The following is a 17762-nucleotide window of genomic DNA, read 5'->3' on the forward strand; positions in this document are numbered from 1 at the left end:
TCGGCGAGCGCCGTCAGCCGCAGCGGTACGTGCGTCCCCCTCAGCGGTACATGTGGGGCGCGAGGATCCCGATGTCGCGCAGGTTGCGGTACCGCTCGGCGTAGTCCAGCCCGTAGCCCACGACGAACTCCTCGCCGATGTCAAAGCCCACCCACTGCACCTCGACCTGGACCTTGGCCGCCGTCGGCTTGCGCAGCAGCGTGGCGATCCGGACCGAGGCCGGCCCGCGCGAGCCGAGGTTGGCGCTCAACCACGACAGGGTCAGGCCCGAGTCGATGATGTCCTCGACGATGAGCACGTGCTTGCCCGTCAGGTCGGTGTCCAGGTCCTTGAGGATCCGCACCACCCCGGAGGACTGAGTGCCGGAGCCGTAGCTCGACACGGCCATCCAGTCCATGGTCACCGGCACGGTCAGGGCCCGCGCCAGGTCGGCCATCACCATCACCGCCCCCTTGAGCACCCCGACCAGGAGCACCTCGGAGCCGGCGTAGAACTCGTCGATCTCCGCCGCGAGCTCGACGAGGCGGGTGTGAACCTGCTCCTCGGTGAGCAGCACGCTGGCGAGGTCTGTCCCGGCGTCACGGGCGTCCATGGAGGTCCTCTCGAGGGGTGCGGTCCGCAGCGATCCGAAGCCTGCCACAGCCGTCGGCCCCCGCGACCCGACCGGCCCGCACGCCCCCGGGCAGCGACACCTCGCCCTGCCCCCGCCAGGCCACCACGAGGTCGTCGAGGGCCACGGTGTGCCGCCGGGTGAGCGGCCCGGCGCCGGCGGCGCCGGCCAGCCGGCGCAGCACACGCGTGCGCACCGCCGCGGGCAGAGCCGCGAGCGGGCCGAGCGGCACCTCCACCGCCCGCGGCCCGGCGCCGTCCGCCGCATCCCCTACCCCCGCGGGGCCACCCCGCAGCAGGTCGTGGGCCTCGCGGGCGGCCCAGCCGGCCAGGGCCTCGTCGTCGTCGCGCAGCAGGTCGGCGCTGCGGGCCAGCGAGGTCGCGGCGGCCTCGCCCAGGACGCCGGTCAGCACCGGGAGCAGCTCGTGGCGCACCCGCGAACGCAGGTAGGCCGGGTCGTCGTTGGCGGGGTCGTGCCACGGCAGGCCCGCTCCGGGCAGCACCGGGCAGGCACGGGCGACCAGGTCGCGGCGCAGCCGCAGCAACGGCCGGACGAACGGCGGGCGCACCGCCGGCATGCCGGCCAGGGCCCGCGCCCCGGAGCCCCGGGCCAGGCCCAGCAGCACCTGCTCGGCCTGGTCGTCCAGGGTGTGACCCAGCAGCACGGCCCGGGCGCCGTCGCGCTCGGCCGCCCCGACCAGGGCGGCGTGCCGGGCGGTGCGCGCGGCGTCCTCCGGCCCGCCGACCCAACCACCGCCGGGGGCGCGGGCCGCCTGCACCCGCACCACCCGCACGTGGTCGGCGCCCAGCTCACGGGCCCCCCGGGCGACCCGGGCCGCCACCGCGGCGCTGCCCGCGCGCCAGCCGTGGTCGACGACCACGGCGTGCACCCGCAGCCGGGTCGGCACGGCGACGTGCACGGTGGCCGCCAGCAGGGCCAGCGAGTCGGAGCCGCCGCTGAGGCCGACGACCACGCACCCCGGGCCACCGGCCCGACCGACCTGGGCGTCGCCACCGACCGTGCCGGGCCCACCGACCCGGCCGACCTCGCCCACCCCACCGATCAGCCCCGGGGCCCGCAGCAGGCCCAGGTCGAGCAGGGCGGCACGGACGGCGAGCTGGACCTCGCGCACCGCAGCCGAGGTCCCTGCGGCCTCGGTCCCGGAGTCCCCGGTCCCGGAGTCCCCGGTCCCGGAGTCCGCCCCTGCGCCGGCCCCGGCGTCCGCCCCTGCGTCCGCCCCGGTCACGGTGCGCGCCGGGTCAGCCGTGGACCCGCGCCACCCAGGCCGCGGGGTCGCGCAGCTCGGCGGCGGCGGGCAGCGTGTCCGGACCGTCCCACACCGCGTTGAACCCGCTGGTGCCCACCCGGTCCGACACCTCGCGGACGAAGCGGGCCCCGTCGCGGTACTGCGCGGCCTTGGCCTCCAGACCGAGCAGACGCCGCACCACGCGGTCCAGCGGACCCGTGCCGCCCCGACGGGCCTGGAACCGCGACCGGATCTGGGCGACGCTCGGCACCACCGACGGCCCGACGGCGTCCATCACCACGTCCGCGTGGCCCTCCAGCAGCGACATCACGGCGGTCAGGGCGTCGAGGCGCTCCTTCTGCTCCGGCGACTGGACGAGGTCGATGAGCCCGGTGCTGGCCGTGCCGGGCGGGGAGTCGTCGGTCGGGGCGGGCGCGCGCAGGATCTCCGGCAGCCGCCCCAGCCCCTCCAGCAGCCGCTCCAGCGACGAGCCCGGGTCGGCCAGCATGTCCTCGAGCAGCTCGACGACCTGGGCCCGGAACCAGGCCCCCAGCCACGGGTTGGCCCCGAACTGGGCCCGGTGGGTCTCCTCGTGCAGGCAGACCCACAGCCGGAAGTCCGAGGGGACGGCCCCGATCTCGGACTCCACCTGGGCCACGTTGGGGGCGACCAGCAGCAGCCGGCCGCCCTCGGGCGCGAGCACGTCGTACTGGCCGAGCACCTTGGTGGCCATGAACGCAAGGAGGCCGCCGGTCTCGGCCGCGTTGACCGCCCGCGCCACTGCGGTGGCCGGCGTCGGCCCCGCCCCCAGCCGCGAGCCGATCCGGCCCGCCCGGGTCTGCCCGCGCCGCTCGCGCTGGGTGGCCAGCGCCGAGGCGATGACCGGGTCCATCAGGTGGCCGAACGAGGCCGCGTTGGCCCGGGCCCAGCCGGCGCGGTCCACCACGAGCACCTCACCGGCGTCGTCACCGGCCTCGAGCTCGGCGGTCTCGGCGACCGGGTCGACCGCGAGCGCGGCGCACTCACGCAGCTCGGCCACCAGCTCGTCGATCTCGACCCTGGTCATCGGCGGGCCGGGAGGCGCCAGGGCGCCCGCGGCGGCGCCGGCCGCGGCCCAGTCGACGACGGTGGCGGTGGCGGCGGGCATGGGACGAGCCTAAGCCTCAGCAGCAGGCGGCGATCGCGGCGGCCACCCGGTCGGCCGCGACCCGCCCCGCCGGTGTGCCGTCGGGCGGCACCTGGTCCGACAGCAGGGCGAAGGCGACCCCCCGTCCGGACGCCGTCGTCGTCACCCCCGCCAGGGCCGTCGTCCCGGTCAGCGTGCCGGTCTTGGCCCGCACCACGCCGCGCCCCGGGGCGCTGCCCTCGGCGCCGGTGAACCGTCGGGACAGGGTCCCGTCCAGCCCGGCCACGGGCAGCAGGCCCGGCAGCAGCGACACGTCGTCCCCGGCGGGGCGGGCCGCGGCCGCGGCCAGCAGGTCGGTGAGCCCGGCGGCCGTGGCCACGCTGCCCTCCCCCAGGCCGCTGCCGTCCACCAGCGCCGTCGGCCCCAGGTCGACCCCGAGGTCCTGCTCGACGACCTCGGCGACGACCTGCGCCGCCGAGGCCAGGCCGGTGGGGCGGTCGCGCGCCGCCGCGACCAGGCCGGCCACGCCGTCGGCCACCGTGTTGTCGCTGCTGGCCAGCAGGTGGGCCACGACGTCCGCCGTCGGCGCGGCCCGCTCCTGGGCCAGGACGGTCGGCACGGGCACGGGCGCCGCGCTCACCCGGACCGCGCCGAGGTCGGGGGCCGCCGCCCCCAGCACCTCGGCCAGCGCGGTGCGGGTCGCGGTCGCGAACGCCGACCCGGCCGTGGCGGCGGGGGCCGCGTCCCGGGCGCGCCCCTGCCCCAGGTCACCGGCGTCCAGGGCCAACGAGGCGGGGGCGGCCGCGAACAGGGCGTCGACCTCACCCCGGGGCAGCTGCTGGGCCCCGCCGAGCAGGGAGTCGTCGACCACGACGTCGATGCGGGCCGCGCCGGGCGGCAGCAGCGGCTCGGTCCCCTCGGTGGCGGCCAGCACCGCGGACCGGGCCAGGTCGAGCAGCCCGACCCGTCCGACCGTGGCGTCCGGGTCCCCCTCGCCCGCCGCCAGCAGCAGGTCCCCGCCACCGACCAGCACCAGGTCGGGGACCCCGTCCGGCGAGGCGTCCGCGGGGACCCAGCCCACGGCCGTCGTCGCCCGGTGCCCGGCCCCCAGCACGTGCAGCGCCGCCGCGGCCGTCACGAGCTTGGCGGTGGAGGCGGGCTCCACGGCCACCCCGGAGTCGCGGGTCAGGACCTCCTGGCCGGTGGCCAGGTCGCGCACGCTCAGCGTGGGCGCGGCCCCCAGTGCCTCGTCGCCGAGCAGCGGGGCGAGCACCGCCACCAGGGCGTCCACGTCCGGCGGGGGCAGGGCGGCGGCGTCGGTCGCCACGTCGAGGACGTCGCCGGCGGGCCCGACGGCCGAGACCGGCGGAGCCGCGACGACCGGCTCCGGCTCCGGCGGGGCCGGTGGCGGCGGCGGGGGCTCGGCCGTGAGCGGCCCCGGGACCAGGTCGGCGGCGTCGGCCCAGACGTATCCCGTGACCCCGGTCAGCAGGACCGCCCCGGCCGTGACGATGGACACACCTGCCCGCCCGAGCCTGCCGGCCATGCTCCGTCCTCCCCCCGGCTGCGCCATGATGGGCGGGCCCGTCCCCGTCGTCCGGGGTCAGGGTCCGTCCCGGCGGCCCGCAGGTCGACGATACGACCACGTCAGGCACCGGTACGTGAGGCGAACAGAGAGGGTCAGTGCGCACATGGAGTTCGACGTCACCGTCGAGGTGCCCAAGGGGCAGCGCAACAAGTACGAGGTGGACCACGCGACGGGCCGGATCCGGTTGGACCGCATGCTGTTCACCGCCACGCGCTACCCGGCCGACTACGGCTACATCGAGGGCACCCTGGGTGAGGACGGCGACCCGCTGGACGCGCTGGTCCTGCTGGACGAGCCGACCTTCCCCGGCTGCCTGATCGCCTGCCGCGCCATCGGCATGTTCCGGATGCGCGACGAGGCCGGCGGCGACGACAAGGTGCTCTGCGTGTCCGCCAACGACGTCCGAATGGCCCACATCCGCGAGCTGACCGACGTCGCGGACTTCCACCGCCTGGAGATCCAGCACTTCTTCGAGACCTACAAGGACCTCGAGCCCGGCAAGAGCGTCGAGGGCGCCCACTGGGCCGGCCGGGAGCAGGCCGAGCGCGAGATCAACCGCTCGGTGGTCCGGGCCCGCGAGGCCGGGTACTCGACCACCCACTGACCCGCCGCCGGGATCCCACCCCGGCTCGACCGTCCCCGAAGGGCGGGGTCCGCCGTCCGCCGCGCACCGAGCGCGGGACCGCGACCCCGCCCTTTGGTGTACCCGGAGTGACATCAGGTCGCGCTGCGTAGCAGATCGGACGATCAAGGCCACGATCAGGTCACGATCACCGGTCCAGCAGGGTCTGACTGGACGCCGACCCCGCAGCCCGGCTTACTCTCGATGCAATCCCGCCAACCACGGTTGCGCAGAACGCATCGCACCCGGCAGGTCCGTGCTGCCTGGGCAGCCCTGGGGCCCGGCCGTGGCCACCGCTGGGCCTGCCGTCCACCCGGACCTGCCCTGCCCGGCGTCGTCCGCCGGGAGCCCCCGAGACCACCAGGAGACCGATGACGCCCGAGGACACCGAGCCGGCCGCCGGCCGCGACCCGGGGCACACGATCGCCCGCGCGGTCGACGTGCTGACCTTCGTGGCCGGCTGCGCCGAGCGCACCGCCCCCGGGGTGGTCGAGGTCGCCCGCGCCCTGGGCCGCGAGAAGTCGGTGGTCTCCCGCCAGCTGCGGGTGCTGGCCGAGGCCGGGCTGCTCCGCCGGGACCCAGTCGGGCTGGGCTACCGGGTCGGGCCGCGGCTGTTCACCATCGCCGCACGCGCCCACGACGGCGTCCTCACCGAGCACGCCCGCTCGGTCGTCGACGAGCTGAGCGCCGGCCTGCGCGAGCGCATCGACGTGCTGGTCCGCGACGGCGGCACCGTGGTGACCATCGCCACCGCCGCCCCGGCGACCCCGCTGCAGGCGATCGGGCGGGTCGGCTTCAGCTACCCGCTGCTGGCCACCGCGGCGGGCCGGTGCTTCCTGGTGGACTCCTCCGACGCCGACGTGCTGGCCCTGCACGGCCGCTACGGCTCGGCCGGCGGTGGTCCGGCGGCCCCCGACGACGCCGCCGAGGTGCTGCGCCGGGTCCGCGAGATCGACACCCTCGGCTACGCCCGCGCCGACGAGGAGATCGACCGCAGCCTGTCCGCCTACGCCGTGCCCGTCCGGGGCGCCGACGGCTCCGTGATCGCCGCGGTCTCATGCGCGGGTCCCACCGAGCGCCTGGCCGACAACGCCGACGTGCTCACCCGCGCCCTGCAGGCCGCCGCGACCACGTTCGCCGAACGGCTCGGCGGGCCGCGGACCTCGTGGAGCGAGCGCACGCGCGGTCGCGACCGGCCGGCCGCGGCCGGGGTCCCGGCGGACGCCTCCGGGCGCCAGGAGGTGGCGTCGTGAGCGACCTGCCCGGCTTCCTCTCCTCCCGCTACGAGGACCTGTTCGAGCTGTTCCTCCAGCACGTGCAGCTCGTCATGGTGCCGATCGTCATCGCCACGGTCATCGCGGTCGGCCTGGCTCTGCTCGTCGAGAGCAACCCCATCGCCCGGGAGGTGGTGACGACGGTGTCCGCCACCAGCCTCACGATCCCGTCGCTGGCGCTGTTCGTCCTGCTGATCCCGCTCGTGGGGCTGGGGGCGACCGCCGCCTACATCGGCCTGACCGTCTACGCCGTGTACCCGATCTTCGTCAACGCGGTGACCGGCCTCGGTCAGGTCGACCGCAACGTCCTGGAGTCGGCCCGCGGCATGGGCTTGAGCGCCCCGCAACGGGTGCTGCGGACCAAGCTGCCGCTGGCCTGGCCGGTCATCCTCGGCGGCATCCGGACCACCACCACGGTGCTGACCTCGATCGCGGTCGCCGCGGCCTACGTCCAGGCCGGCGGGTTCGGCGAGCTGCTGTTCTCCGGCATCAGCCGCTTCGGCGGCACCAACGCGCTGGCCAGCGTCATCGTCGGCATCGCCGGCACGGTCGTGGTCGCCCTGGTCCTCGAGGCCGCCTTCTCCGTCGTCCAACGCCTGACCGTCCCGAGGGGGATCCGTGCCTGAGAGCCTCACCACCACCGCCCGCCCGATGATCGAGCTGCAGCAGGTCACCAAGCGCTTCGCCGGCCAGGCCGAGCCCGCCGTCAATGCGCTGGACCTGCAGGTGCCCGAGGGCGAGATCGTCATGCTCATCGGCCCGTCCGGCTGCGGCAAGACGACGTCGCTGAAGATGATGAACCGCCTGATCGAGCCGTCCAGCGGCCGCATCGTCATCAACGGCGAGGACGTCACCGACGTCGACGTCGACAAGCTGCGCCGGACCATCGGCTACGTCATCCAGCAGGTCGGGCTGTTCCCGCACTGGACCATCGGCGCCAACATCGCGACGGTGCCCAAGATGCTCGGCTGGGACAAGAAGCGCACCGCGGCCCGCGTCGACGAGCTGCTGGCCCTGGTCGGCCTGGAGCCCAAGGACTACCGCGACCGCTACCCCAAGGAGCTGTCCGGCGGGCAGCAGCAGCGCATCGGGGTCGCCCGCGGCCTGGCCGCCGACCCTGCCGTCATGCTCATGGACGAGCCGTTCGGCGCCATCGACCCCGTCACGCGGGACCGGTTGCAGGACGAGTTCCTCGCCCTGCAGGAGCAGGTCAAGAAGACCATCTGCTTCGTCACCCACGACCTGACCGAGGCGGTCAAGCTGGGCGACCGGATCGCCGTGTTCGGCCAGGGCGGCCGGCTGCACCAGCTGGACGTGCCGTCGAAGGTCCTCAGCGAGCCCGCCGACGACTTCGTCGCCGAGTTCGTCGGCGGCGGTGCCGCGGTTCGCCGGCTGGCCCTGGTGACCCTGGACGACATGCCGCTGCGCGACGTGCTCAAGGCCGGGGCGGGGCGCGTCTCGCGCGGCGACCTGGTCGCCGAGGTAGACGGCGGCGGCAAGCCCCGGCGCTGGGCGTCGGTGCCGGGCCACGAGGGCCGCGACATCCCCCTGATCTACGTCGACAAGGACGCCAGCCTGCACACCGCGGTCGACGAGATGCTCACCCACCACGTCCCCGTCGTGGCCGTGGTGGACGGCGCCCGACGCCTGGTCGGGGCGCTGCGCTGGGAGGACCTGGTCAACGAGCGCGACGAGGTCGTCCCGACCGGGTCCGCGGGCACGGCGGCGGCCGACGCCGCGGCGGGCGCATGAGCCTGGACACCCCGCCCCCCGCCGGTCCCACCGCCAAGGGGGCCGAGAGCGAGGCCGCGACGGCCGAGCGCCACGACGCCGCCGCGGCCGAGGACGCGCGGGCCGCCCGCCGGACCGGCATCCGGTCCGCGCTGGAGCTCGTCATCTCCCCCGTCGTCGCCGTCACGGCGGCCGTGGTCGCGGTCCTGGTCATGAACGGCGACCTGGACGAGATCGAGGCCCGGGCGCTGGCCACCGACGAGGTGCTGCGCCGGGTCACGCAGCACCTGGACATGTCGGTACGGGCCGTGGCGCTCATCATCCTCATCGCCGTCCCGCTCGGGGTCCTGTTCTCGCGTCCGGCCTTCGGGCGGGTCCGCGGCGGCCTCGTCTCGTTCCTCACCTTCGCGCAGGCCCTGCCCCCGCTCGGCGTGATGTTCCTGCTGCCCACGTTCATGGGCTTCGGGGTGCGGACCGCGGTGACGGCGATCGTGATCGCCGCCGTCCTGCCCGTGCTGCGCAACGTGCTGGTGGGCCTCGAGCAGGTCGACCGCAGCCTCGTCGAGGCCAGCCGGGGCATGGGCATGTCGAACCTGCAGACCTTGCTCAAGGTCGAGCTGCCGCTGGCGGTGCCCGTGATCCTCACCGGAATCCGGGTGTCGCTCGTGCTCGCCGTCGGGGCGGCCGTGTTCGGCGCGTTCATCAACGCCGGCGGCCTCGGCTACCTCATCGACACCGGCCAGAAGCTGGCCCGCGGGGACGTCACCCTCGTCGGCGCCCTGCTGGTCGCCTCCCTCGCGCTCACCGTCGACTGGCTGTCCGCCGTCGCGCAGCGCGTCCTCCGCCCCCGGGGCGTCTGACCCCGGCCGCACCACCCCTGCACCACACGTGCACCACCCCTGCACTGCCCTGCACCGAACCCGAGACGGAAGTGAGCTCGACGTGAACAGGACAACCATCACCACCGGAGCAGCGGTCGCCACCGCTGCCGCCCTCGGCCTCAGCGGCTGCGGTGGTTCCGACGCCGTCGTGGTGGGCGGCAAGGACTTCACCGAGCAGCTGGTGCTGTGCGAGATGACGGTCATCGCCCTGGAGGAGGCCGACATCCCGGCCGACAACAGCTGCAACCTGCAGGGCACGGTGGCCGCCCGCGAGGCGCTCCTGGCCGGCGAGATCGACCTGTACTGGGAGTACACCGGCACCGGCTGGATCACCCACCTCGGCAACGCCGACCCGGTGCAGGACCCCCAGGAGCAGTTCGACGTCGTCGCCGAGGCGGACCTCGCCGAGAACGACATCCGGTGGCTCGAGCCGTACGCGCCGTTCAACAACACCTACGCCCTCGCCGCCAACCAGGCGACCATCGACGAGACCGGCATCACGACGATCAGCCAGCTGGCCGAGGCCAACGAGGCCGGCGAGGACATCGGCATCTGCGTGGAGTCGGAGTTCGCGGTCCGCAACGACGGCCTGCCCGGCCTGGCCGAGACCTACGGCACCAGCTTCGCGTCCGAGCAGGTCAGCGAGCTCGCCACCGGCGCCATCTACGAGGCGACCGCCGGGCAGGAGTGCCAGTTCGGCGAGGTGTTCACCACCGACGGCCGCATCGCGACGCTCGACCTGGTGACGCTCGAGGACGACCTCGCGTTCTTCCCGAACTACAACCCCGCCCCGAACGTGCGGGTCGACGCCCTCGAGGCCAACCCGGAGATCGCCGACGTGCTCGCCCCGATCTCCGAGGCGCTGACCAACGACGCCATCACCGAGCTCAACGGCCGGGTCGACGACGGCGGCGAGACGCCGGACTCCGTGGCCCGTGACTGGCTGGAGTCCGAGGGCCTGATCGGCTGACCCAGCCGACCGGCACGACCAGCACGACGCCCGAGGGCGGTGGTCAGGTCGTCGCACCCGCCAGGGTGGTGACGACCCGGACGCCGCCCTCGAGCGTGCGGTGCACCGGGCAGCGGTCCGCGATGCGCAGCAGCGCCTTGCGCTGGGCCTCGCTCAGGTCGCCGACGAGGGTGATCTCGCGGGTGAACCGGCGCATGCAGTCCTCGCCGCCGTCGACGACGGCGCTCAGGTCGACGGCGTGGACCTGCTCCTGGTGCAGCCGCACGCTGACCCGCTCCAGCGGGATGTCCTTGCGGCGGGCGTACATCCGCAGCGTCATGGCCGTGCAGGCGCCCAACCCGGCCAGCAGGTGGTCGTACGGCGTCGGGCCGGTGTCCAGGCCGCCCTCGACGTCCGGCGGCTCGTCGGCGACCCAGCGGTGCCGACCGGCGGTGACCTGCTGGGTGAAGGGGCCCTGGCCGGTCTCCGTGACCACGACGACGCCGGCGTCCTCCGCCGCGGCCTCGCCCGCCGCCTGCCCGTCCGCCGCGGCCTCGTCCGCCGCCTGCCCGTCCGCCGCGGCCTCGTCCGCCGGCGGCAGGTAGCGGGACACCCAGGCCAGGACGACCTCGGCCACGTAGGTGGAGTCCTCGCGTCGGCTCAGCAGGTGGTCGGCGCCGTCGAGGGTGACGAAGGACTTGGGGTGGCGGGCCTGGTCGAACATCTCGCGGGCGTTGTCGACCCCGACCACCTCGTCGCCCGGCGCGTGCATCACCAGCAGCGCCGCGTCCAGCGTGGCGAGCCGGTCCCGGTGGTCCTGGGAGTCGAGGTCGTCGAGCAGGGCCTGACGCACCGTGAACGACCGGCCGCCGATCCGGACGCAGGCCTGGCCGGCGGCGGCCAGCTCGTCGGTGACCTCGGCCAGCAGGTGCGCGGCGTGGGACGGGTGGGCGGGCGCGTTGACCGTGACCACGGCAGCCACCTCGGGGATGCTCCCGGCCGCGGCCACGACGGCGGCCCCGCCCAGGGAGTGACCGAGCAGCAGCGTCGGGGCCCGACCCTGCCCGCGCAGGTGGTCTGCGGCCGCGACCAGGTTGGCCACGTCGGAGGTGAACGTCGCGTCGGCGAAGTCGCCACCGGACTCGCCGAGGCCCGTGAAGTCGTAGCGCAGGACGCCGACGCCACGCGCGGCGAGGGCCTTGGAGATCCGGGACGCCGCGTGGGAGTCCTTGCTGCAGGTGAAGCAGTGCGCGAACACCGCCCACGCCCGCACCGGGCCGTCGGGCACGTCGAGCACCCCGACCAGGCGCCCGCCGTGGACGCCGGTGAAGGTGATGTCCTGCTGCGCCACGCTCCCGGTCCCCGCGCCGTCAGTCGTCGCGCGCCGTACGGGGGGCGTCGGTGGGGGTGCTCGCGCCCTCGACCCCGGCCGGGGCGTCCTCGCCGGACGTGCGGTCCTCGGTCGCGCCGGTCGTCGCCGTCACGTCCGTGGCGTCGGTGGCGGTCGTGGCGTCGGTGGCAGTCGTGGCCTTGTCGCCGGGGCGCGCGGGGTCGGCGTCCTCGTCCGAGGCCGACTCGACCGCACGCTGGGCCGCGAGCCGGTCCTGGTAGACCGACGGGCTCTCCCGCCGGCGGGCGGACAGCAGGAACCACAGCCCGACCGGCAGCAGCACGATGCACATGTACTGGGCGCCGGTGAAGCCGTAGACGGTGTCGTCGTAGGTCCGCAGGAAGTCCGAGGCGAACCGGCTGACGGCGTAGCCGACGCAGAAGATGCCGGCCAGGGTGCCGGCGCCGTAGCGACCCTTGCGGTCCGCGAGCAGCAGCACGGCGAGGATCACCCCGACGTAGAGGAACTCGATGACCGGCAGCGCCCAGTAGGTCTCGCCCACCACCAGCGGGCCCTCGACGGTGTCCCCCGGCGTGCCCCGGTAGGTGATGCCCAGCGGGAACGTCGTCGTGCCGCCCAGGTGCTCACCGACGGCGTAGCAGCCGATCCGCCCGAACATCAGGCCGATGGCGAGGCCGATCGCGGCGCCGTCGATCATGTGCCAGCGCTGCTCGCGGGACAGGTTGCGCACCAGGTACGGCGCGATCAGCAGCGCCAGGACGAACCCGCCGGAGAACTGCAGGCCGCCGTCCCACACGGCGACCACGTCGATCGGGCCCTCGATCTGGTCGAGGTTGGTCAGCACCCACAGCAGCCGGGCGCCCACCACGCCGGCCAGCACGAGCGCGATGACGATCTTCTCGGTGTCGTCGGTCGAGATGCCGAGCCGGGCGTTGCGCCGCGCCGTGACCCAGCCGCCCAGCAGCACCCCGGCGGCCACGCACAGGCCGAACACCTGGATCGTCAGGGGCCCGATCTCGATGGTCGGGAAGGGGACGTAGGGGATGCCGGCCGGGACGCCGGAGACCAGGGGGATCACGGCGCCACGGTAGCCGCCGTGGCTGAGGGGTCGTCGCCGTCACCGGTCAGGTCGGTGGCGGCACGACGCTCGAACCGTCGCAGCAGCAGCTGGTGCACGGCCAGGACCAGGCTGAGCCAGGCCAGGGCCATGGTCCAGCCCACCACGACGTCGGTCGGCCAGTGCGCCCCGAGGTAGACCCGGGACGCCCCCATCAGCACGAGGTGCAGCACCGCCAGTGGCACCGCGACGGCGGCCACGCGCCAGGACCGGCTCCGGCTGATGACCAGGTAGGCCAGCACGCCCGCGATGATCGTGGCGTTGAGCGCGTGGCCGCTCGGGAACGACCAGGACGGCTCCATGGGCGTGACGGCCAGGTCGACCGGCGGGCGCACCCGGTCCGCGTAGGCCTTGGTGGACATGGACATGGCCAGGGAGCCCGCCCCGCCCAGCAGCATGAGGACGACGGGGGTCCAGGAGCGCCAGAGCAGGCCCAGGCCGGCCACGGCCAAGCCGGTCGCCACGATGGCGGGGGCCGGGTCGCCCAGGTCGCTGTAGACGGTGATCACGTCGTCGGCCAGCGGGGTGCGGGTGGCGGCGACACGGTCCAGCAGACCCTGGTCGTAGGCGATCAGACCGCTGTTGGTCGACTCCATCCAGAACAGGACGAGGCTGGCGACCAGGCTGGGCAGGAACACCAGCCCCAGGACCACCACCCCGGTCCACCGGGCCCGGCGGCCACGCAGCCGCCCGTAGGGACCCGGGACGGCGCCGTCCCGGGTCGAGGCGGTCGTCGGCTCAGCCGCCATCGAGGACCGCCTCCCTTCGCCGGGACCGGTGCGCGAGCCTTCGGAGCACGAGCTGGTGGACCACGATCACCAGGGCGAGCCACGCGGCGCCGAGGAACCACGCCACGACGACGTCGGTGAGCCAGTGGTGGCCCAGGTACACCCGGGACAGGCCCATCAGGACGGCGTGGGCGACGGCTGCGGTCACGGCCAGCAGCCCCAGGCCGACCGAGCTGGTCCGCAGGACGAGCAGGTAGGCCACGACCCCGGCGATGACGACGGCGTTCAGCGCGTGCCCGCTTGGGAACGCGGCGGACGTCTCGTACGGGGGCACGGCGAGCTCGGTCGGTGGCCGCTCGCGACCGATGACGACCTTGCCGACCGACGTCATCGCCAGCGACCCCGCCGTCGCCACGACCATGAGGACGACGGGGGTCCAGGACCGCCACAGCAGCGCGAGGCCGGCGACCAGCAGCGCGGTGGCGACCGGGGCCCAGACCACGCCGCCCAGGTCGGTGTAGGCCGTGACCAGCTGGTCGAGCCCCGGCGAGCGCGCCTGCACCATGGCGTCCAGCACGGGCTGGTCGAGCCCGGCCAGGTCGTCGGACTCCTGCACGTTCTCGTAGACCTCGGCGCTGGCCGCGACCGCGGCGGCGAACACGCCACCGCCCACGACGAGCAGCAGCAGGAGCGTCCACTGCTGGCGCACGACGGCCAGGACGCGTTCGGCCCCGGTGACCGTCTCGTGCCGGGTGGGCAGGCGGATGTCGGGGGGCATCGGCTCATCGTTGCGCACGGGGCGGGCGACGGCAGGTCGTCCGGGGCGGGACGGGGTCGGACGGGGCGGCCCGGGGCGGGACGGGGGGCGGTGGGACGGCGGGGCCGTCAGAAGGGCCAGAGGTCGAGCAGGGCGGCCCCGAACAGCGCGAACAGGCTGAAGCGGGCCAGCCGGCCCAGGAACGCCGCCCCCAGGAACACGAGGTAGGGGACCTTGGCCGCACCGGCGACGAGACCGGCGACGTCGAAGGCCGGGTTGGGGACGGCGCTGAACAGGACCAGCCCCCAGAACGCCGGCCAGCGGTGCGCGCTCAGCCGCTGCAGCCAGGCCACGAACGCCCCGGCGCGGCCCTCGCTGGGCAGCACCCCGCGGCCCTGGTTGCCGACCCACCAGCCGGTCGACTCGCCGAGCGACGCGCCGGCCGCGGCCAGGACGGCGATGAGCATGGGGTGGTCGACGGCGACCATCAGCTGGATGACGACGGGGTTGTAGGGCACCGGGACGGCCAGCGTGGCGTTGGTGAGCAGGGCGAGCACGAACGAACCGGGGTAGGCCCACTGCTCCACCGACGCGATCCAGCGCTGGGCCGTGTCCGTGGCCAGCAGCGCGTAGGTGGCCACGTTCAGCGCCACGACGGCGGCGACGGCCAGGACCGCGCGCCGACGCGCTCGCCGAGGCGGCCCGGCGGACGACGCCGCGGCGGGCCCGGACGACCTCGACCGGTCCGCACCGGGCGACGTCGCCCCGGCGACCCCGGCCGACGTCGAGCCGTCGGCCGAGGCGGGCGTCGCCTGGGCGTCCGCGGGGTCGCTCATCCGGTCAGGGTAGGTGCGCCGGGGCAGGTCACCGCCCGCGGCGCTCGGCCTCCAGCAGGGACTGCTTGACCGCCAGCCCCCAGCGGTAGCCCGCCAGGCTGCCGTCGGAGCGGACCACCCGGTGGCACGGGACGACCAGGGCCGCGGGGTTGGTGGCGCACGCCCGGGCCACCGCGCGCACGGACCTCGGGCTGCCGATGGCGCGGGCGACCTCGGTGTAGGTGCTCGTGGTCCCGGCCGGGATCTCGCGCAGGGCCTGCCACACCCGGGCCTGGAACGCGGTGCCGGCCATGTCCAGCGGCAGGTCCGCCACGGGCCGCTCCCCCCGGGCCAGGGCCTGGACCGCCGTCGTGACGTGCACCAGGCCGCGGTCGTCGCGGACCAGCTCGGCGTGCGGGAGCTCCGCCCGGACCTCCGCCAGCAGGCCCGCGGGGTCGTCCGCCGTGGCCTCCGCGTCGATGCGCACCGCGCAGATGCCGTCCGGGCTCACCACGACCAGGACCGCCCCCAGCACCGTGTCCACGGCGGCCCACTGCAGCCGTCGACCCCGAGCCCCGGCCACGAACTCCGCCGGGCTCATGCCCAGCCGACGTCCGGCCTCCTCGTAGAAGCCGCGGGCCGAGCCGTAACCGGCCTCCCACACCGCGTCGGTCACCGTGCCGGCACGCAGCAGGACCTCGCGGGCGCGGCCGGTTCGCACGGCCCGGCCGTACTGCAGGGGCGTCACCTGGAGCACGGCGGTGAAGGCCCGGTGCAGCTGACGGGGTGAGCAGTGGGCGGCCGAGGCCAGGTCGACGGCGGGCACCGGACCGCCGGCGTCGTCCATCACCCGGCAGGCCGCGGCCACGCGGGCCCGGTCGGCGGTGGGGGCGGACCCGACGCCCGAGGTGTCGGAGGAGCGGACGGAGAGCTGAGGCTGCGGCACGACGACGACGCTATCCCCGGCCGCCTCCCCGGAGCCTCCCGATCCGTGCCGTCGTGAGCCCGGGTGCACGGGTCCGAGCACCGGTGCCGTCCCGCTGCGTGACCGCCCCCGCCACGTCCGGCACCCGGATGGTCGCTTGACGGCCGCGCGGCGCGCACCATCCAATGGGTGTCGCCCCCCTGCCCTGCGGCGCCTTGACGGCGTCACCTCCTACCCCCACGTCGGGACGCGTCCGCACGATGACCGCACCAGCGCCCCACCCCGCCACCACCCCCCGGTCCAGGGCACGGCGCACGGTCGACCGAGGTGCGACGAGACGCCGGTACCTGCTGGACCAGCTGTACGACGCCGCGACCGCGACGGCCCTGGAGCAGGACCTGGACCGGTTGCTGGCCGCGGTCGGCCCCCGCCAGGTCCCCACCCGGCCCCTGGACGAGAACGACGCCTGGCTGATCGCCTACCCCGACCACGTCCGCGACGACTCCGGGGCCAGGACGCCGCTGGGGTCCCTGGCCGATCTCGTCGACGCGCACCTGTCCCCGGCCGTCTCGGGCGTGCACACCCTGCCGTTGCACCCGTCGAGCTCCGACGGGGGGTTCGCGGTCATGGACTACGACGTGGTGGACCCGGCCTACGGCACCGCGGAGGACCTGCGTCGGCTCGCCTCCGGCGGGACCTGGATGGCGGACGCCGTGGTGAACCACGTCTCGGCCCAGGGGACCTGGTTCCGGCGCTGGCTGGACTGCGACCCCGCCCTGGACGGCTTCTTCGCGACGCTGGACGCGGCGACCGACACCAGCCGCGTCACGCGGCCGCGGACCAGCCCCCTGCGCACCGGGTTCACCCGGGCCGACGGCTCGCAGGTGGGCGTGTGGACGACCTTCTCCGCCGACCAGGTCGACCTGGACTACCGCCGCCCCCAGGTCCTGCTGGCCATGGTGAGGGTGCTGCTGGACTACGTGGCCCTGGGGGCGCGGGCGATCCGGCTGGATGCCATCGGGTTCGCCTGGAAGGACCCGGGCGCCACGTCGCTCAACCTGCCGGGCGCCCACCACCTGGTCCAGCTGATGCGGGCCTGCCTGGACGCGGTCGACCCCGGGCTGTCCCTGGTGACGGAGACCAACGTCCCCCACCAGGAGAACATCGCCTACCTGGGTCTCGGCGGCGAGCGCGAGGCGCAGGCGGTCTACCAGTTCGCGCTGCCGCCGCTCACGCTGCACGCCTTCGTGTCGGGGGACGCGACGGCCCTGAAGGAGTGGGCCGGGTCGCTGTGGTTCGCCGGGCCGGGACGGACGTACCTGAACTTCCTGGCCAGCCACGACGGCATCGGGGTCCGGGCGGTCGAGCGCCTGCTCGCACCGGAGGACCTGGCCGAGCTGGTGGCCGTCACCCGGGCCGCGGGCGGCGTGGTCAACGAGCGCACCGCCGCCGACGGCAGCCGGCACCCCTACGAGCTGGCGGTCAGCTGGGCCGACGTGATGGCCGCCGGTCACGACGAGGAGCAGGCGATGCGGCGGCACCTGTCGAGCCACGCGCTCGCCCTGGCCCTGCGCGGGGTGCCGCTGCTGTACCTGAACTCGCTGGTCGCCGCGGCGAACGACACCGAGACGTTCGCCGCCACCGGCCACGGCCGCGACCTCAACCGACGGCGTTGGGACGCCACGGACCTCGACGCCCGGCTGGCCACGCCCGGTTCGCGGGAGTCGACCGCGCTCGCGGGGATCAGCGCGATGCTCCAGGTCCGTCGCGAGCACGCCGCGTTCTCACCGGATGCCGGGCAGGTCGTGCACGGCGAGCACCCCGCGCTGGTCGTGGTCGAGCGCGTGCCCGCCGGCGGGTGCCGGGCCGCGGTCGCGGTGAACGTGTCGGCGGAGCCGGTGCCGCTCGACCTGCCCGAGGGGACCTGGGCCCGGATCGACGGCGGGGCCGACGCCAGCGGCTCCGCGGCCGGTCACGGTGACCTGCTGGCGCCGTTCGAGAACGCCTGGTTCGTCGAGGTGCGCTGAGCCGACGCACGAGCC

The 17762-nt window shown here is 75.2% G+C and carries 17 protein-coding genes; 7 read left to right on the forward strand and 10 right to left on the reverse strand.

Features of this window, described 5'->3' with window-relative positions; translation table 11 throughout:
• Positions 1–40: 40 nt before the first annotated feature.
• Genes hpt through SJY06_RS19415 form a run of 4 tightly spaced genes read right to left on the reverse strand, consistent with a single transcriptional unit; the run spans position 41 to position 4528 of the window.
• A complete protein-coding gene (gene hpt / locus SJY06_RS19400) occupies positions 41–592 on the reverse strand; it encodes a hypoxanthine phosphoribosyltransferase (RefSeq protein WP_380169178.1) in 552 nt (183 codons plus the stop codon).
• Positions 579–1856 (reverse strand): tRNA lysidine(34) synthetase TilS, encoded by a 1278-nt coding sequence (gene tilS / locus SJY06_RS19405; RefSeq protein WP_380169179.1) that lies wholly within the window; start codon positions 1854–1856, stop codon positions 579–581. The genes hpt and tilS overlap by 14 nt, the downstream gene beginning before the upstream one ends.
• A gap of 13 nt (positions 1857–1869) precedes the next feature.
• On the reverse strand, positions 1870–3003 hold the full coding sequence (locus SJY06_RS19410) for a zinc-dependent metalloprotease (RefSeq protein WP_380169180.1): 1134 nt from the start codon (positions 3001–3003) through the stop codon (positions 1870–1872).
• Positions 3004–3019: 16 nt separating this feature from the next.
• Positions 3020–4528 (reverse strand): D-alanyl-D-alanine carboxypeptidase, encoded by a 1509-nt coding sequence (locus tag SJY06_RS19415; protein ID WP_380169181.1) that lies wholly within the window; start codon positions 4526–4528, stop codon positions 3020–3022.
• A gap of 145 nt (positions 4529–4673) precedes the next feature.
• On the opposite strand from SJY06_RS19415, the gene SJY06_RS19420 reads away from it, so the two are divergent.
• From SJY06_RS19420 to SJY06_RS19445, 6 genes are all read left to right on the forward strand, one after another.
• Positions 4674–5174, forward strand: coding sequence for an inorganic diphosphatase (locus tag SJY06_RS19420; protein WP_380169182.1), 501 nt, complete (start codon positions 4674–4676; stop codon positions 5172–5174).
• 389 nt (positions 5175–5563) lie between these two features.
• Complete coding sequence (locus SJY06_RS19425) at positions 5564–6445, forward strand: IclR family transcriptional regulator (protein ID WP_380169183.1); 882 nt, start codon at positions 5564–5566, stop codon at positions 6443–6445.
• Positions 6442–7092, forward strand: coding sequence for an ABC transporter permease (locus SJY06_RS19430; RefSeq protein WP_380169184.1), 651 nt, complete (start codon positions 6442–6444; stop codon positions 7090–7092). Before SJY06_RS19425 ends, SJY06_RS19430 begins: the two co-directional genes overlap by 4 nt.
• A complete protein-coding gene (locus SJY06_RS19435) occupies positions 7085–8218 on the forward strand; it encodes an ABC transporter ATP-binding protein (RefSeq protein ID WP_380169185.1) in 1134 nt (377 codons plus the stop codon). The genes SJY06_RS19430 and SJY06_RS19435 overlap by 8 nt, the downstream gene beginning before the upstream one ends.
• Positions 8215–9057: an ABC transporter permease gene (locus SJY06_RS19440; protein ID WP_380169186.1), complete on the forward strand. Its 843-nt coding sequence runs from the start codon at positions 8215–8217 to the stop codon at positions 9055–9057. Before SJY06_RS19435 ends, SJY06_RS19440 begins: the two co-directional genes overlap by 4 nt.
• An 82-nt stretch (positions 9058–9139) precedes the next feature.
• On the forward strand, positions 9140–10048 hold the full coding sequence (locus SJY06_RS19445) for a glycine betaine ABC transporter substrate-binding protein (protein WP_380169187.1): 909 nt from the start codon (positions 9140–9142) through the stop codon (positions 10046–10048).
• A 43-nt stretch (positions 10049–10091) separates the two neighbouring features.
• On the opposite strand, the gene SJY06_RS19450 is transcribed toward SJY06_RS19445, so the two are convergent.
• The 6 genes from SJY06_RS19450 to SJY06_RS19475 form a co-directional block, all read right to left on the reverse strand.
• The gene (locus tag SJY06_RS19450; RefSeq protein ID WP_380169188.1) at positions 10092–11378 is read right to left on the reverse strand and encodes a bifunctional alpha/beta hydrolase/OsmC family protein; all 1287 of its coding nucleotides are present in this window, start codon (positions 11376–11378) and stop codon (positions 10092–10094) included.
• 19 nt (positions 11379–11397) lie between these two features.
• On the reverse strand, positions 11398–12456 hold the full coding sequence (locus SJY06_RS19455; RefSeq protein ID WP_380169189.1) for a prolipoprotein diacylglyceryl transferase: 1059 nt from the start codon (positions 12454–12456) through the stop codon (positions 11398–11400).
• Positions 12453–13244, reverse strand: a complete 792-nt coding sequence (locus SJY06_RS19460; protein WP_380169190.1) for a phosphatase PAP2 family protein — start codon at positions 13242–13244, stop codon at positions 12453–12455. The genes SJY06_RS19455 and SJY06_RS19460 overlap by 4 nt, the downstream gene beginning before the upstream one ends.
• Entirely contained in the window at positions 13234–14001 is a 768-nt protein-coding gene (locus SJY06_RS19465) for a phosphatase PAP2 family protein (protein WP_380169191.1), read from the reverse strand. The genes SJY06_RS19460 and SJY06_RS19465 overlap by 11 nt, the downstream gene beginning before the upstream one ends.
• A 107-nt stretch (positions 14002–14108) precedes the next feature.
• Entirely contained in the window at positions 14109–14816 is a 708-nt protein-coding gene (locus SJY06_RS19470; protein ID WP_380169192.1) for a YqaA family protein, read from the reverse strand.
• Positions 14817–14844: 28 nt separating this feature from the next.
• Complete coding sequence (locus SJY06_RS19475; protein ID WP_380169193.1) at positions 14845–15741, reverse strand: methylated-DNA--[protein]-cysteine S-methyltransferase; 897 nt, start codon at positions 15739–15741, stop codon at positions 14845–14847.
• Between the two features lie 239 nt (positions 15742–15980).
• Between SJY06_RS19475 and SJY06_RS19480 the strand changes: the two genes are divergently transcribed.
• Positions 15981–17747 (forward strand): alpha-amylase family glycosyl hydrolase, encoded by a 1767-nt coding sequence (locus SJY06_RS19480; RefSeq protein WP_380169194.1) that lies wholly within the window; start codon positions 15981–15983, stop codon positions 17745–17747.
• Positions 17748–17762 lie beyond the last annotated feature (15 nt).

Origin of the sequence: Jannaschia sp. R86511, assembly GCF_042466345.1 — a bacterium.
Taxonomy (GTDB): Bacteria; Actinomycetota; Actinomycetes; order Actinomycetales; family JBBAYJ01; genus Aquipuribacter.

What these genes read in the sequence shown, in the direction of transcription:
- SJY06_RS19425 (WP_380169183.1), top strand. Translation starts at nt 5,564, where the DNA reads ATGACGCCCGAGGACACCGAGCCGGCCGCCGGCCGCGACCCGGGGCAC.
- SJY06_RS19440 (WP_380169186.1), top strand. Translation starts at nt 8,215, where the DNA reads ATGAGCCTGGACACCCCGCCCCCCGCCGGTCCCACCGCCAAGGGGGCC.
- SJY06_RS19415 (WP_380169181.1), bottom strand. Translation starts at nt 4,528, where the DNA reads ATGGCCGGCAGGCTCGGGCGGGCAGGTGTGTCCATCGTCACGGCCGGG.
- SJY06_RS19465 (WP_380169191.1), bottom strand. Translation starts at nt 14,001, where the DNA reads ATGCCCCCCGACATCCGCCTGCCCACCCGGCACGAGACGGTCACCGGG.
- hpt (WP_380169178.1), bottom strand. Translation starts at nt 592, where the DNA reads ATGGACGCCCGTGACGCCGGGACAGACCTCGCCAGCGTGCTGCTCACC.
- SJY06_RS19410 (WP_380169180.1), bottom strand. Translation starts at nt 3,003, where the DNA reads ATGCCCGCCGCCACCGCCACCGTCGTCGACTGGGCCGCGGCCGGCGCC.
- SJY06_RS19460 (WP_380169190.1), bottom strand. Translation starts at nt 13,244, where the DNA reads ATGGCGGCTGAGCCGACGACCGCCTCGACCCGGGACGGCGCCGTCCCG.
- SJY06_RS19480 (WP_380169194.1), top strand. Translation starts at nt 15,981, where the DNA reads ATGACCGCACCAGCGCCCCACCCCGCCACCACCCCCCGGTCCAGGGCA.
- SJY06_RS19470 (WP_380169192.1), bottom strand. Translation starts at nt 14,816, where the DNA reads ATGAGCGACCCCGCGGACGCCCAGGCGACGCCCGCCTCGGCCGACGGC.
- SJY06_RS19420 (WP_380169182.1), top strand. Translation starts at nt 4,674, where the DNA reads ATGGAGTTCGACGTCACCGTCGAGGTGCCCAAGGGGCAGCGCAACAAG.